Consider the following 16,027-nt stretch of genomic DNA (forward strand, 5'->3'; position numbering starts at 1 on the left):
GCGGAATACTGTTAATATCTAGTTAATCTAAGTTCTATACAGCTGTAACCAGTACTTATCCACTTCATTTTTTGTTAGATTTAGCTTTTAAGAATTTAACTAACTTAAACCAACTTCAAATGAAAAACGTACAAAGAGTTGTACTCTTGTGGCTCTGTTCCGTCTGTACTTTAGGACATTTACAAGCTCAAGAAAAAAACAACAATCCCTTTAATGGTTTGGCTTTTAGAAACATTGGCCCTGCAATGACTTCCGGTAGAATAGCAGATATAGCCATACATCCAGACAATGAAAATGTGTGGTACGTAGCTGTAGGTTCCGGCGGAGTCTGGAAAACCAGCAATGCGGGCACTACTTGGGACCCAATTTTTGAGAAAGAGTCGGTCTATTCTATCGGATGCGTAACCATAGACCCAACTAACCCTAGTACTATATGGGTAGGAACAGGTGAAAATGTAGGAGGAAGACATGCTGGTTTTGGTGATGGAGTATATGTGAGTCATGATGATGGTAAGTCATGGAAGAATATGGGATTACCTAACTCCGAACACATTTCTAAAATTATTGTACATCCAGAAGACATCAATACTATTTGGGTTGCCTCTCAAGGACCACTTTGGAGTAAAGGCGGAGACCGTGGTGTCTACAAAACCACAAATGGCGGCAAAAATTGGGAACGTACTTTGGGTGATGCGGAATGGGTAGGTGCTACGGATTTAGTAATAAACCCAGAGAACCCTAATATTTTATATGCTGCAACATGGCAGAGACATAGAACCGTTGCCGGATATTTAGGTGGTGGACCTGGGTCTGGCCTGCACAAAAGTACAGATGGTGGTACCACTTGGACAGCCCTTACCAATGGTATTCCTAAATCTAATCTAGGTAAAATTGGCTTAGCAATGTCTCCTTTTAATCCTGATACTATTTATGCCGCAATTGAATTAGACCGTACTCAAGGTGGAATCTTCATGACTACTAATGGTGGTACCAGCTGGGCTAAGCAATCTAATACGGTATCTGGCGGTACAGGTCCGCACTATTACCAAGAATTGATTGCATCCCCGCACCAAGAAGGTAGATTATTTTTAATGAATAATTATGCCTTAGAATCCATGGACCATGGAAAAACTTTTTCTAGAATGAAAAGGTCTAATCAGCATAGTGATAGTCATGCCTTAGTGTTTAAAAAATCGGACCCAAATTATTTATTGATAGGAACAGATGGTGGATTGTATGAAAGTTTTGATGATACCGGTAGTTGGAAGTACGTACGCAATTTACCTATTACCCAATACTTTAAAATAGCGGTAGATGATGCTACTCCGTTTTATAATGTTTATGGTGGTACACAAGATAACGGTTCTCACGGAGGGCCTTCACAAACCATTTATTCTGATGGGATTGCGAGTGCCGACTGGTGGAAGACTCTGGGTGCAGATGGTGCACAAACCGCCACAGAGCCCGGTAATCCAGATATTACCTATGGTGAATTTCAACAAGGTGCATTATGGCGTATAGATAGTAAAACAAGAGAAACTGTTTTTATACAACCACAAGCTAGGGAGGGTGACCCACATGAACGTTTTAATTGGGATGCACCCATTGTTGTGAGTAGTCACAACCCTAAACGCTTATATTTTGCTTCGCAACGTGTTTGGAAATCAGAAAACCGAGGGGATAGCTGGGAGCCTATTTCTAGCGACTTAACCTTGAATGAAAACCGAATGACGTTTCCTTATTACGGTACTTCTCAAAGTTGGGATAACGCGTGGGATGTCAAAGCTATGTCTAACTATAATACCATCACTTCTTTAGCTGAATCCCCAAAACAAGACGGACTCATTTACGCGGGTACAGACGATGGTCTTATACAAGTAACCGAGGACGGTGGCGCTACCTGGCGTAAAACCACATTAAATACCATTAAAGGGTTGCCTTCTACCCCATTTGTAAATGATGTAAGAGCAGATTTATTTGACGCCAATACGGTTTATGCAGCCTTGGACAATCATAAATATGGTGATTATAAACCCTACATTATAAAAAGTACCGATAAAGGAAAAAGTTGGAAAATCATTAATGGTGATTTACCAAATAAATTATTAATCTGGCGATTGGTTCAAGATCAGGTAGAGAAAGATTTGCTTTTTGCGGCTACCGAATTTGGTGTGTATGTTACTACTAACGGCGGTGCAAATTGGATTGCATTGAAAGACGGAATGCCCACCATACCCATTAGAGATATTACCATTCAGCGTCGTGAAAACGATTTGGTAGCGGGCTCTTTTGGTAGAGGAATATTTATATTAGATGATATAACCCCTTTTAGAGATTTTGCTACCCAAACTAAAATAAAGGAAGCGCGTTTGTTCCCTGTTAAAACAGCGAAATGGTATAGACAGGCTAGCCGTGTGGGTAGCCAAGGAGATGCCGAATGGATTGCTAAAAACCCAGAGTTTGGAGCAAACTTCACCTATTATTTGGCAGATAACTACAAGTCAAAAAAAGACCTGAGAAAAAATAGCGAGAAAACCAATAGCAGTAAATTCCCGGGTTGGGAGAATTTAGAGGCAGAAAGCAGAGAAGACGGACCTGCTATTTTTCTATTAATTAAGGATAGTAACAACAAGTTAATTGCTACCGTTAAGGGTACCAATAAAAAAGGGTTTAACCGTGTAAGCTGGGACTTAACCTATCCTAGTAAGCGCGGAGAACGTTTAACTACCGACAGTAGTCGGGGTGGCAATTTTAGAGGGAGTGGTATTATGGCAACACCAGGCACCTATAGTGTAACCTTGGTAAAAAGACATAATGGTGAACAAATACAGCTCCAGGAACCGGAAAGCTTTAAAGTAGAACCGCTGCTAGAAAGTTCTTTACCTAGAAAAAGCTATGACGAAATAAATTCTTTTAGAGAAGATGTTTTTGCTTTTCAGCAAGATTTAATGGCCACCAGTATGGCTTTAGAAAACAGCTTAAAAACGGTAGCTGCCATGGAGCGTACTATGGATAAATCCAATACTTTTTCACCTACTTTGTATCAACAGCTAAAAACGACCAAGAATCAGCTATTAGATATTGACAAAGAATTGAATGGAGATAGCATAAAAGACGAAATAGGAGAACGCTCCGCCCCTACGGCTAGTGATGGCAATAGTCTAGGATGGCGTGCCTTTGGTAACACTTATGGTCCAACTGGTGAACATAAAGCGTTGCTAAGTAGAGTGGAGAGTCAGCTAAAAAAGGTAAAGCGCAAATTAACCCCAATAGTGGAGACAACGATTCCTACGATAGAAAAGGAATTGAAAGCCGCTGGCGCACCTTGGATAGAAGGGCAAGGCCTTATTAAGAATTAGTACTTTTTCAACTTAATATAAATAAAAGCCCAGTGAATTCTGGGCTTTATTAGTTTCTCAAGTTTCAATTGGATAGTATACAAAACAAAAAACCACGCTATTTGCGTGGTTTTTATTTAGTGATCGCGGAAGGATTCGAACCTTCGACCGTCTGCTTAGAAGGCAGATGCTCTATCCAGCTGAGCTACGCGACCTATTTACTCTGTATTAGAGCGGTGCAAATTTACTATTTATATACATTTTTACAAGAATAATTTACAAAACTATTTTCACCTTTCTTATTATCAATTCATATTCAAGTGCTTATCCTAATAAAAAAAGTATAAATCTTAGTTAATTACACCAGTGAATCCTAAGTATCTTCTTGCAATTTTGTAATTTTTAATTAAAAAGCTATGAAAGATAAAAGTATGTCTTGGGTACTCTTTACTACCCTATTATTGGTAACCTTAACGCTATTAGCCAGTTTTAATGTATCTTTTTCAATTATTTTTTACCTAACTGTTGCTGGGCAAGCCGCTGTAATTGCAATGGTTTATAAAGTTTTAACGGATAAACATACTACCACTTATACCTTTAAAGATGGATATGCAGACCAACCCTTAAAAAGTAAACTTTAAGATACTTTTATTGTGCCTTCTAGTTCTGACACTTTATTTAAATTACTAGAAGTAGCCAATCCCAATTCTGGAATTACTAATAACGGAACTTGTGCGTGGAACGCAGTACGTTTAACCACAGGTTCTCTTGTCATTTTTTCCATGTAAGAATGCTGATAATGGAGCATTGCTAAAAGGTGAATTTGCATCTCCTCAGAAAAAACTTCTAAAGTTTTAGATACCGAATTTAACTCAGATACCGTATGTATATAATGTTCAACATCCCCCATGTATCTTCTAAGCATGATTAAATTAAACTGTTGCAATTCCGTTAGGGGTTTTATCTCATATTGAACATGTACAATGCGTATGGTGGCTTTAAAACTCTTCGCCAGCTGTAGTAAAGGCATCAATTCTGAGGCAGCATAAAAACGTGTAAAATCTGTAGCAAAAGCAATCTCTTGTGGTCTTACAAACTCAAAGTGTTGTGGAATAACCAATATGGGACATTTTTTGGTATTCTTTATAATACGTACTGTATTGCTACCCATAAACACCTCATCTATCCCGGATGCTCCTTTGGTTCCTGTTAAAATCAAATCAATCTTAAAGGTTTCAACAACATCCTTAACCTCATCTATCAATAAATTAAAGCTAGAAATGGTTTCAAAATCGTGTAGTGGATTGTCAAAAACAGTTTTAATCTTAGCAACCGTTTTTTGTAAGCCTTTTTCTGAATAGGCTTTTACCGCATCTTCTACCCTTACACCATCTACCATGGGCGCCATAAACCGACTACTAGTGATAGCTGGGGTGTAGGTATTCAGCAAATAGAAAGTTACGCGCTCTTTTGCAAATAGTTGCATACCATATGTAATAGCATTCCATGCATTATCCGAAAAATCTGTGGGTATTAAGACACTTTTCATTCCAACTTCATTTTAGTTGGTATAAAATTAAAGTCTAATGGAAGCCTATTCTATGACAATTGTCAGGTTTGGTAATCTAAATTTAAAAACCTTCTACCAAATCTAGTAGTCCTTGCTCATCCGCAATAGCAATACGTTTACCAGAACTTTTAATTAAGCCTTTCTTTTTAAACTCAGAAATAATACGGATGGCAGATTCCGTGGCGGTACCGACTACATTAGAAATATCTTCCCTACTCAATGTTAAAGCCAAATAGCCATCTTTGTCTTCGCCAAAATTGTTCTTTAAGTACAGAAAGGCTTCTGCAATACGTTGTTTCACGGTTTTTTGAGACATGTTTACAATCACATCATCGGCCTCTTTTAAATCGTGCGCCATATGTCTAAGTACCTCCAAGGTAAAGTTTGGATTTTTATGCAGGGTATCTGTAATGCTATTTTTAGGAATAAAGCACAGCTCCATATCACTCACGGCTACAGCAGATAGGTTGGTATGCTCCTCTGCAATCACGGAACGTTGACCAATAACTTCGCCCTTAGAAGCCAATTTAACAATTTGGTCTTTCCCGTTTTCACTTAATTTAGACAGTTTAGACACCCCGTTTCTAACACAATACACTCCGTTCAGCTTATCCCCTTCATTAAAAAGGGGTTCTCCTTTCTTCACTTTCTTTGTAATCTTAGAATCGGAAACTTGCTTTAACTCCTCTTTGCTCATGGCCCTGAGGGAATTAAATTGCCTTATAATACAATTTTCGCATCTGCTTTCCATACTACTAAAGTTGTTTTTACCTGACGAGGTAAAGGTAAAAAGTTAGGTTGCCCTAATTTATGACAATTATCATGTTTTAAGAAGCGTCCATCCTTGAATTTTGCACAAGGTATGAGTTAAATCTAGGTTATGGACAAATCAACTTGCTATCATTGTGGCGATTTATGCACCACACAAAATATAGAATTTGATGACAAACAATTTTGCTGTAATGGTTGTAAAACCGTTTATGAAATTTTTTGTAGCAACGACCTAACCTATTATTATGATTTAGAGAAAAGCGCAGGTATTAGTCCATCTAATAGCGGTAATGCTTTTGATTTTTTGGACAACGAAGATGTTTGTAAAAAACTGCTAGAGTTTAATGAAGATAACCTACAAGTTGTACAACTCTTTATCCCAAGCATTCATTGTAGCTCTTGCATTTGGGTCTTAGAAAATTTACAAAAACTACATCCTAACGTAAAAACAGCACAGGTAGATTTTCCAAAGAAAAAAGTACGCATTACCTATACTAGTCATCAATTTTCTTTAAAAGACTTAGTACTGCTATTGGCCAAAATTGGGTACGAACCTAGTATTTCTTTAGAGGATTACAGTAAGAGCAATAAGAAAACCGACCGTAGTTTATTGTACCGTTTAGGATTAGCAGGCTTTGCTTTTGGCAATGTTATGCTCCTGTCTTTTCCAGAGTATTTTGAGGTGAACGAGTTTTGGCTAGACCAATACAAACATACGTTTAGGTGGCTCATGTTCGCCTTTTCTGTACCCGTAGTTGTTTATGCCGCCCAAGACTATTTTAAATCGGCCTACAAAGGGCTAACCTCAAAACTTCTTAATATAGACGTACCCATAGCTTTAGGTATTTTAGTTTTATTTTTAAGAAGTACCTATGATATTGCTTTAGACCTTGGTTCTGGTTTTTTTGATAGCCTAACTGGTTTAGTTTTCTTTTTGCTTTTAGGGCGATATTTTCAGCAAAAAACCTACGCTTTTTTGTCTTTTGAGCGCGATTATAAATCGTACTTCCCTATTGCTATTACTAAAAAAGAAAAAGATGGTACAGAACATAATATTGAAATTCATGAAATTCAAAAAGGTGACCGTCTACTCATAAGAAATCAGGAAATTCTGCCGGTAGATGCCGTACTACTCTCCGCTACCGCAAAAATTGATTACAGTTTTGTTACAGGAGAATCAGAAGCTATTACTAAAAATTCTGGCGACCAAGTATTTGCTGGGGGCAAGCAGTTAGGCGGAATTATAGAGATTGAAGCTCTAAAAACAGTATCGCAAAGTTACCTTACCCAGTTGTGGAGTAATGCTGTGTTTAATAAGAATAAAAGTAGCAGCTTCCAAACCCTAACTGATGCCATTGGGCAACGTTTTACCATAGTTGTACTCAGTATTGCCACACTAGCCGCTCTTTTTTGGCTATGGCAAGACCCCAGTAAAGTGCTCAATGTATTTACCGCTGTTTTAATAATTGCATGCCCGTGTGCTATAGCCCTAGCGGCACCTTTTACCTTAGGGAATCTTATCCGCATTTTTGGTAAAAAAGGATTTTATTTAAAAGACACCAATACCATAGAACGGCTAGCACAAATTAAAACCATTGTTTTTGATAAGACCGGCACGCTAACGACCAACAAAGAAAATAGTATCCATTACCAAGGAGTTGCTTTAAATAAAGAGGAAGAACGATTATTGAAAACTACGTTGCGGTCTTCTAACCATCCCCTAAGTCGTTCCCTGTACCAAATTTTACAAGAACAAGATATAGCTACCTTAGATACATTTACAGAAGAACCAGGTAAAGGTATTCAAGGTTCATATTTAAAAGATACCATCAAAGCAGGATCTGCAAGCTATACAGGAGGTACCAATATTAATGCTGAAACGGCGGTACATGTAGCGGTTAATGATGACCATAAAGGCCGCTTTGTATTTAAAAATACCTATAGGAAAGGTATAGAAGCACTTTTTGCAAAACTACAGCAACAATTTAGCTTAGTTATTTTATCTGGCGATAATGATGGGGAACGTGCTAATCTAGCCAAACGCTTTCCGTTTGCTATGCCTATGTATTTTAACCAAAAACCAGAAGATAAATTAAAGTATATAGCACAATGCCAACAAGGTTCTAAAGTTTTGATGATTGGCGATGGATTAAATGATGCTGGCGCATTGGCTCAGAGTGATGTTGGCATAGCGGTATCCGAAAACGTGAATATTTTTTCACCTGCTTGTGACGCAATTTTGGAGGCCCAGCAATTGCCATTGCTGCATCAGTATTTAACACTTTCCCAGAAAGGTATTCGCATTATTAAAGCAAGTTTTATACTGTCTTTATGCTATAATTTGGTAGGCCTATATTTTGCTGTTACGGGGCAATTACAACCTGTAATAGCAGCAATATTAATGCCTCTAAGCTCCATTAGCATTGTCATATTTACTACAGTAGCTACCAACTTTATCAGTAGAAAAATAAAAACAGAAAGCTGATAAATGTCATTTTTTAGGGGGGTGCATCACCCTAGTTTTACATCAAATTTAAAGGTATGAGTGTCATTTACATTTTACTATTTATCAGCATAACTATGGCTGTTATATTCTTCCTCGTCTTTATCCTATCGGTTAAGAACGGACAGTTTGATGATGCCTATACCCCATCTATACGTATGCTTTTTGAGGACGAATTGGTAAAGTCTGATAAAAAAATATCAACCAAAGAAAATTTAGATTAATTAATTATGGAAGTACAACAATTTCAGTATGACAACAAGATTGTACAGAAGTTCCTTTATGCCACCATGTTTTGGGGTATCATTGGGATGGTTGTAGGGCTATTACTCGCCTTTATGTTCTTGTTCCCCAACTTAACCGATGGTATCTCTTGGTTAAGTTTTGGTCGTTTAAGACCCTTACACACCAACGCCGTAATCTTTGCCTTTGTAGGTAATGCTATTTTTGCCGGTGTTTATTATTCCCTACAACGCCTATTAAAAGCCCGTATGTTTAGCGATGTTTTGAGCAACGTTAACTTTTGGGGCTGGCAGTTGATTATTGTTGCTGCCGCCATAACACTTCCTCTAGGCTACACCACTTCTAAAGAATATGCAGAATTAGAATGGCCAATAGATTTGGCTATTGCTATAGTATGGGTGGTCTTTGGTTGGAATATGATTGGGACTATCTTTAAAAGAAGACAGCGTCACCTTTATGTGGCCGTATGGTTTTATCTAGCCACTTTTGTAACCGTAGCCGTATTACACATATTTAATAGTTTAGAACTCCCCGTTTCTGGCTTAAAAAGTTACTCGGTATATGCTGGCGTACAAGATGCCTTAGTACAATGGTGGTATGGACACAATGCTGTGGCCTTCTTTTTAACTACACCATTCTTAGGCTTAATGTACTATTTTGTGCCTAAAGCTGCTAATAGACCGGTATATTCCTATCGCTTATCTATTGTTCACTTTTGGTCCTTAATCTTTATTTACATATGGGCAGGTCCGCACCACTTGTTATACTCTTCTTTGCCAGACTGGGCACAGAATTTAGGGGTGGTGTTCTCTGTTATGCTTATTGCACCTTCTTGGGGTGGTATGATTAATGGTTTGCTAACCCTACGTGGAGTATGGGACAAAGTACGTACGGATGCAACTCTTAAATTTATGGTTGTAGCCATTACAGGCTACGGTATGGCCACTTTTGAAGGGCCTATGCTTTCCCTTAAGAATGTAAATGCCATTGCGCACTTTAGTGATTGGATAATTGCTCACGTACACGTAGGTGCCTTAGCATGGAATGGTTTTATGACTTTTGGTATGATTTACTGGTTGGTGCCTAAAATGTTTAAGACCAATCTATACAGTAAAGGTTTGGCTAACTTCCATTTTTGGATTGGCACCTTAGGTATTGTACTCTACGCTTTGCCTATGTATGTAGCCGGCTTTACACAGGCCTTAATGTGGAAAGAGTTTAATCCTGATGGAACCTTAGTATATGGTAATTTTTTAGAAACAGTTACGCAAATCATTCCTATGTATTGGATGCGTGCTATTGGGGGTACCTTATACATTGTAGGCGCACTTGTTATGCTCTATAACGTAGTTAAAACCATTAAAAGTGGTAGCAAAGTAGAAGACGAACTTGCAGAGGCTCCTGCTCTAGAAAAGGTATCCAAAAGAAGATTGGCAGGAGAGACCTTCCATACATGGTTAGAACGTAAGCCTGTACAATTAACGGTGTTAGCAACAATTGCTATTCTTATTGGGGGTATTATACAAATTATACCAACTATACTAGTAAAATCTAACATCCCAACCATAACCAGTGTTAAACCATATACCCCATTGGAGTTAGAGGGGCGCGATTTATACATCCGTGAGGGTTGTGTAGGCTGCCATTCTCAAATGATTAGACCTTTCCGTAGCGAAGTAGAACGTTATGGCGAATATGCCAAAGCGGGGGAGTTTGTTTACGACCATCCTTTCTTGTGGGGTAGTAAAAGAACAGGGCCAGATTTATTACGTGTAGGTGGTAAATACTCAGACAACTGGCACTTAAATCACATGTATGATCCACAAAGTACCTCTTCTGGTTCCATAATGCCTGCCTACCAATGGTTAGTTACTAATAAGCACGACCGTAGCCAAGCACAAGCAAAAATGAAAGCGATGGTAAAACTGGGCGTTCCCTATACAGATGAGGATATTAAAAAGGCTCCAGAGCAGATGGACCTACAAGCGGCACAGATAGAAAAGAATTTATATGCAGACCCAGAATTCGCTAAAACCTATGAGGCAGATAAAAAATATACACAAGACAACAACCTTCCTTTTATAGCAATGAAAGACCGGGAGATTGTAGCTCTAATTGCCTATCTGCAACGCTTAGGAACAGATATTAAAATAAAAGAAACGGACGAGCTTTTATCTCAGAATCAATAAAAGAAAAACATCATGCTAAAATTCGTAAAAGAACACATGCAAACCATAGATGGGGTAGCCACTTACCCTATGATATCCTTACTCATTTTCTTTGTGTTTTTCACCTTGTTGTTCTGGTGGGTAATCACTGCAAGTAAGGCGCATATAAGAGAAATGGGAGAACTTCCATTAGATAACGATAACCAACAAAATTTATAATTATGATGACTAAAACTCCTTGGTGGATACGTATTCCGATAGTATTCTTCTTCATTTTTGGGTTGATGGAGTACTTTATAGATGCTGGTGACCAATTGGCCATCATAGCGTACCCTGCTACACAGCTTTTCATGGTTTTGGTTTTGTTGATTTTAATAGCTATCGAATTGATTTTAGGGGCCATAGAAAACATCATGCTCACCACGATGAAGCCAGAAGCACAAACCCGTTATTTTGAAGCCAAAAACAAAAAATGGGAATGGACGTGGGCCAAAAACATGTACCAAAAATTAACGGCTAGTAAGGAAATAGAAAAAGAGGGCGAAATTATCTTAGACCATAATTATGATGGTATTAAAGAACTAGATAATGTTTTACCACCGTGGTGGGTGTATATGTTTTATGCCACCATTGTATTTGGCTTAGTATATTTAGTACGCTTCCACGTGGTTAATGATTATAATCAAGATACGGAATATGAGCAAGAAGTGGCAGAAGCACGCATTGCTATAGAGGCTTATAAAAAGACAGCAAAAGATTTAGTAGATGCAAGCACCGTAGTTAAATTAACAGAAGCGTCTGACCTTAAAGCTGGGGAAACTATCTTCCAAACCAATTGCGTGGCCTGCCATATGGCAGACGGTGGCGGTGGTATTGGACCCAACCTAACAGATAACCACTGGATATTGGGTGGTGGTATTTCTAATGTTTTCAACACCATATCAGAAGGGGGTAGAGACGGTAAAGGTATGGTAGCTTGGAAAGCTAGTTTAAAACCTAACGAAATTGCACAAGTAGCAAGTTATGTGTTGCAATTTGAAGGCACTACACCTGCCAACCCAAAAGATCCAGAAGGAGAAGTTTGGGTAGACCCAAACGCACCCGCAAAAGTAGTAGAATCCGCAAGCACACAGCCTTTAGATAGTTTAACAACAGAATAGCAAACGCTAATGAGTACAGAAGGAACAGGACAAGAGAACTTTAGGGATTCCATAGCAACGGTAACCAAAGAAGGTAAGCGCGCATGGATATTTCCTAAAAAGCCTAGTGGTCAATTTTATGACTATAGAAAGTACGTGAGTTATGCCCTACTGCTTTTCCTTGTCTTGGCTCCTTTCATCAAAATTAATGGCAACCAGTTTTTACTTTTTAATGTATTAGACAGGCGCTTTAATATTTTTGGTTTTCCTTTTTGGCCACAAGATTTTCATCTTGTAGTGATAAGTATGATTATTGGTGTGGTATTTATTGCGCTATTTACTGTGGCTTACGGTCGTATTTTTTGCGGGTGGATGTGTCCACAAACCATCTTTTTAGAAATGGTTTTCCGCCGTATAGAATTTTGGATAGATGGCGACCGCGGAGCGCAAATGCGTTTGGATAAAGCACCTTGGAATGCAGAAAAAATTAGAAAAAGAGTTATAAAATGGAGCATTTTCGCATTGATATCCTTTCTTATCGCCAATGTATTTTTGGCTTATATTATCGGGAGTGATGAATTATTGCGATACGTAATTGAAGGGCCGGCTGCCCATCTTAGCACGTTAATACCACTGCTAATTTTCACGGCTGTATTTTATTTTATCTTTGCTTGGTTTAGAGAACAGGTATGTATCATAGCTTGCCCTTACGGAAGGCTCCAAGGAGTACTTTTAGATGATAAATCTGTAGTAGTTGCCTATGACCACAAACGGGGCGAAGCAGAAAATGGTAGAAAAAAATTCCGTAAGAATGAAGACAGAGCGGCTTTAGGTTTTGGAGATTGTATTGATTGTTTCCAATGTGTAAATGTCTGCCCCACGGGAATTGACATCAGAAATGGAACGCAATTAGAATGCGTTAATTGCACCGCTTGTATAGATGAGTGCGATACCATCATGGATAAAATCAACAAACCTAAAGGACTTATCCGCTATGCCAGTGAATCTGAAATTACGGAAGGTAAAAAGTTTAAATTCACCCCAAGACTCAAAGGCTATACGGCCATCCTTACCATTTTGGTAGGTGTGTTAGTAGGTATGCTTTTTTTACGTAACGATTTGGAAGCCAATATTTTGCGACTACCTGGACAACTGTATGAGCGTAAAGAAAATAACATTATCAGTAATGTATTTACCTATAAATTGGTTAATAAAACGGTAGCAGATGTAGAGCAGGTAGCGTTTAAACTGTTATCGCACAACGGAACCATAAAAATGGTATCTACCGCTGTTTTTACCGTACCAGCACAAGACATAGCAGAAGGAACTCTTTTTATAGAAATAAATAATAGTGCCTTAACTGGCGATAAAGACGTACTAAAAATTGGCGTGTATAGTAATGGAGAACTAATAGAAACCACCAAAGCACAATTTTTAGCACCGAGAAGTTACAATTAAAAGTAAAAAAATATGAAACTCAACTGGGGAACAGGCATCGTTATAGCATTTATAGGCTTTATAAGCTTTATACTCTATTTTGTGGTACGGATGAGCACGGACAATAAGGCAAATCACGATTTAGTAACGGAAGGCTACTACAAGCAAGAATTGGCCTATCAGAAAGAAATAGATGCACAAGAATATGCCGCTGCCCTAGATGCAGAGCTTACTATAGAAAAAATTCCGGACGGATTGCTTATTCGTTTTCCAGAAAATTATAATTACAACACCATTAGTGGTACAATGTTCCTATACAGACCGTCGAACAGGCATTTGGATTTTAGCTTACCTATAAGTTTGTCCAACTCACATTTGCTCATACCTGACAATCGCCTGCTAGACGGTCGATGGGACATTACCATAAATTGGACCATTAACGGAAAAGACTTTTTACACAAACAAAAACTAATTTACTAAGAATGTTAACGGCTGCATTGGTTTTAGGTATTTTGGGTAGTTTGCATTGTTTGGGCATGTGCGGACCCATCGCCTTTATGTTACCCTTAGATAGGGAACATAAAGGAAAAAAACTAATGCAGCTTTTTTTATATCATCTAGGAAGAGTATTGGCATATGGCATTCTAGGTTTGGTTTTTGGGGTTGTTGGCAAAGGCCTATACCTTTTTGGTATACAACAAAAATTGAGTATTGTCATAGGCATTCTCATGATTGCCATTACAGTAATCCCTGCCAAATACTTAAATACGTTAAAACTTACAGCGCCCATTTATAAAATCATAGGTCAGGTAAAAACAGCATTAGGTAGCGCTTTAAAAAAACGAACCGCAGACACCTTTTTAACTATTGGTTTTTTAAACGGATTTTTACCCTGTGGGTTGGTTTATATGGCACTATTAGGAGCTATTGCTCTGGCCACGCCCATGCAAGGAGCACTTTATATGATGCTTTTTGGAGTAGGTACTATTCCGTTAATGACCTCTGCCGTATTTTTTAGTTCACTACTCCAAGGAAATACCAAACAACGCCTACAAAAATGGATACCTGCTTTTGTGGTACTCATTGGAGTGCTCTTTGTGCTACGTGGTATGGGCTTGGGTATTCCATATGTATCTCCTAAAGCTCCTGCACCACAAACCGAAATGGTATCTGGCCAAATGGAATGCCATTAAGTATTTAGTACAAAATCTTTTCATCATACTGGATGTAGTTCAGTATCTCACCCGAAAGTAAAAAGTACGAGGTATTAAGTACAAAGTACTATTCAATCCCCTACTTATCCCCTACTCTCTAATGCTCCAAATCTCATGGATGGGGTCGCCCTTACTAGAAGTACCACTATGGTGCCAGTCACCCTCCTTTAATTCATAATCAAAACTAAGGCTCATCCCTACTTTAGAAGGGTCCTTAGAAAAGAATTGTATTGTTTCTTGGTAGGTACCATTTTCTGTGGTGTAAGTACCACCACCAGTCCCCATGAACGCCTTGGTTTCCGTATTATACGCTATCCATTGAAAACGAGAACCAGATAATATTTTCATTGTTTTTCGGGGTTTGCCGGTATCTCTAGTTTGTAGTTCACCATCTCTTATTCTTCCAGACATTAACCATGCCCCTGCCAATGCTCCTGGAGTTCCATTATCCACACGGGCAAAAACAATATCGGAATTAGACATGCGTATAGTATTGGCTGTAAACTCCAACTCGTACGTATTTTTTGTTCCTACGCGTTCTGGGTTATTAGAATCAAATTCTACATATTCCGTAACTAAATTCCCATCACGTTCCCAAGAACCACCACTAGTTCCTATGAATGCCCCAGTATTGGTATCGTACACGGTAGTTACCAAGTAACCATCAGCCACAAGAACACTAATTTTTATTGACTTTTTACCGGGCTCTCCGTAAATGCCTTCCCAAGCGCCTAGTGTACTTTGAGCATTGGCCTTGAAAACACCAACTAAAAGGATAAATAATAAAATCGATTTTTTCATGACCCAGTTTTTAAGAATTCTTTTTCTAAAGCTACTGTTTAAAAAACAAATTAGAAAGCCTTAGCTATTAGATTACAGTTTATAGTTAAAAGTGAGAAGTAAAGCGTCCTTAGTATAAAGTAAAAGATTACTCGTCATGCCGAACTTATTTCAGCATCTCATTTTAAAGTAATTAGTACAATGTAATATACAAAGTCTACACCTCGTCATTTTGTAAGGAGTAGTACCGCTAAGACTGAGAAATCTCTTTAGTAATATGGGTTTTCAGCTTCTTATAGGTCACGTTGAGCGCAGTCGAGACCACTGTTTTCTTTTACTACATTTTACTTAATGCTAACTACTTATAACTTTTAATTACTAACCAGTAAGCATAAGAAAATAAAACTTATCTTTAAAGCAGTTACACGCCCAAACCCAGGGATTAAGGCACGGATATCACAAAACATTTAATTAATAAAAAGAATTCAATTAATAGTTGTATCGCGTTAAAGCTAAAACCTATAATAATAAGATGATAAAGCTTGATTGGAAATTTAGAATTGTATCAACAATATTAACTGGAATTTTATTTGTTGGCATTATGTACTCTATGGATTATTTATTAGATGGAGAAGTTCAAAGTCTGAATAGTTACTTATTTCAAGGAACGTTTTTTGGGATTTTTATGGGAATAGGATTTCCGTTTGTTACACAAAAATTAGGAGCGAAATTTACTTCAAGAATTAACGAGAGTAATACGCCCAAATTAACTCCTGAGCATCCCCCAGTGATTAGGACAGGTTTTGCTCTAAATTAGGTTCTGGTTAATATTCATTAAGCTGCTTTTTGTTGTTCTCTCAAATA

General features: G+C 38.1%; 14 protein-coding genes and 1 tRNA gene. 11 read left to right on the forward strand and 4 right to left on the reverse strand.

Features of this window, described 5'->3' with window-relative positions; all coding sequences use genetic code 11:
- Positions 1–119 precede the first annotated feature (119 nt).
- Complete coding sequence (locus FBT53_RS14020) at positions 120–3,359, forward strand: glycosyl hydrolase (protein ID WP_136951822.1); 3,240 nt, start codon at positions 120–122, stop codon at positions 3,357–3,359.
- 120 nt (positions 3,360–3,479) lie between these two features.
- On the opposite strand, the gene FBT53_RS14025 is transcribed toward FBT53_RS14020, so the two are convergent.
- Positions 3,480–3,553 (reverse strand) — tRNA-Arg (locus FBT53_RS14025).
- A gap of 201 nt (positions 3,554–3,754) precedes the next feature.
- Here FBT53_RS14025 and FBT53_RS14030 point away from each other — a divergent pair.
- Positions 3,755–3,979 carry a hypothetical protein gene (locus FBT53_RS14030; protein WP_136951823.1) on the forward strand — a complete coding sequence of 75 codons (225 nt, stop codon included), beginning with the start codon at positions 3,755–3,757 and terminating at the stop codon, positions 3,977–3,979.
- Here FBT53_RS14030 and FBT53_RS14035 read toward each other — a convergent pair.
- Both FBT53_RS14035 and FBT53_RS14040 read right to left on the reverse strand, forming a co-directional pair.
- Complete coding sequence (locus FBT53_RS14035; protein ID WP_136951824.1) at positions 3,976–4,887, reverse strand: universal stress protein; 912 nt, start codon at positions 4,885–4,887, stop codon at positions 3,976–3,978. The genes FBT53_RS14030 and FBT53_RS14035 overlap by 4 nt on opposite strands.
- Before the next feature lie 82 nt (positions 4,888–4,969).
- The gene (locus FBT53_RS14040; RefSeq protein WP_240729843.1) at positions 4,970–5,605 is read right to left on the reverse strand and encodes a Crp/Fnr family transcriptional regulator; all 636 of its coding nucleotides are present in this window, start codon (positions 5,603–5,605) and stop codon (positions 4,970–4,972) included.
- Between the two features lie 183 nt (positions 5,606–5,788).
- On the opposite strand from FBT53_RS14040, the gene FBT53_RS14045 reads away from it, so the two are divergent.
- From FBT53_RS14045 to FBT53_RS14080, 8 genes are read left to right on the forward strand one after another with little or no spacing between them, the layout of a single operon-like run.
- Complete coding sequence (locus tag FBT53_RS14045) at positions 5,789–8,164, forward strand: heavy metal translocating P-type ATPase metal-binding domain-containing protein (RefSeq protein ID WP_136951826.1); 2,376 nt, start codon at positions 5,789–5,791, stop codon at positions 8,162–8,164.
- 56 nt (positions 8,165–8,220) lie between these two features.
- Positions 8,221–8,406 (forward strand): cbb3-type cytochrome oxidase assembly protein CcoS, encoded by a 186-nt coding sequence (gene ccoS / locus FBT53_RS14050; protein WP_136951827.1) that lies wholly within the window; start codon positions 8,221–8,223, stop codon positions 8,404–8,406.
- Between the two features lie 6 nt (positions 8,407–8,412).
- A complete protein-coding gene (ccoN, locus tag FBT53_RS14055; RefSeq protein WP_136951828.1) occupies positions 8,413–10,614 on the forward strand; it encodes a cytochrome-c oxidase, cbb3-type subunit I in 2,202 nt (733 codons plus the stop codon).
- Positions 10,615–10,626: 12 nt separating this feature from the next.
- Positions 10,627–10,812 (forward strand): CcoQ/FixQ family Cbb3-type cytochrome c oxidase assembly chaperone, encoded by a 186-nt coding sequence (locus tag FBT53_RS14060; RefSeq protein ID WP_136951829.1) that lies wholly within the window; start codon positions 10,627–10,629, stop codon positions 10,810–10,812.
- 2 nt (positions 10,813–10,814) lie between these two features.
- Positions 10,815–11,753 (forward strand): cbb3-type cytochrome c oxidase N-terminal domain-containing protein, encoded by a 939-nt coding sequence (locus FBT53_RS14065; protein ID WP_136951830.1) that lies wholly within the window; start codon positions 10,815–10,817, stop codon positions 11,751–11,753.
- 9 nt (positions 11,754–11,762) lie between these two features.
- Positions 11,763–13,190 carry a cytochrome c oxidase accessory protein CcoG gene (gene ccoG / locus FBT53_RS14070; RefSeq protein ID WP_136951831.1) on the forward strand — a complete coding sequence of 476 codons (1,428 nt, stop codon included), beginning with the start codon at positions 11,763–11,765 and terminating at the stop codon, positions 13,188–13,190.
- A 12-nt stretch (positions 13,191–13,202) separates the two neighbouring features.
- Entirely contained in the window at positions 13,203–13,649 is a 447-nt protein-coding gene (locus FBT53_RS14075) for a FixH family protein (protein WP_136951832.1), read from the forward strand.
- A gap of 2 nt (positions 13,650–13,651) precedes the next feature.
- Positions 13,652–14,362, forward strand: a complete 711-nt coding sequence (locus FBT53_RS14080; protein ID WP_136951833.1) for a sulfite exporter TauE/SafE family protein — start codon at positions 13,652–13,654, stop codon at positions 14,360–14,362.
- 111 nt (positions 14,363–14,473) lie between these two features.
- Here FBT53_RS14080 and FBT53_RS14085 read toward each other — a convergent pair whose 3' ends face one another.
- Complete coding sequence (locus tag FBT53_RS14085) at positions 14,474–15,184, reverse strand: membrane or secreted protein (RefSeq protein ID WP_136951834.1); 711 nt, start codon at positions 15,182–15,184, stop codon at positions 14,474–14,476.
- A gap of 511 nt (positions 15,185–15,695) precedes the next feature.
- Between FBT53_RS14085 and FBT53_RS14090 the strand changes: the two genes are divergently transcribed.
- The gene (locus FBT53_RS14090; protein ID WP_136951835.1) at positions 15,696–15,980 is read left to right on the forward strand and encodes a hypothetical protein; all 285 of its coding nucleotides are present in this window, start codon (positions 15,696–15,698) and stop codon (positions 15,978–15,980) included.
- The last annotated feature ends 47 nt before the right edge of the window (positions 15,981–16,027 follow it).

Source organism: Flavobacterium sp. ASW18X (assembly GCF_005144745.1).
Classification (GTDB): Bacteria; Bacteroidota; Bacteroidia; order Flavobacteriales; family Flavobacteriaceae; genus Croceivirga.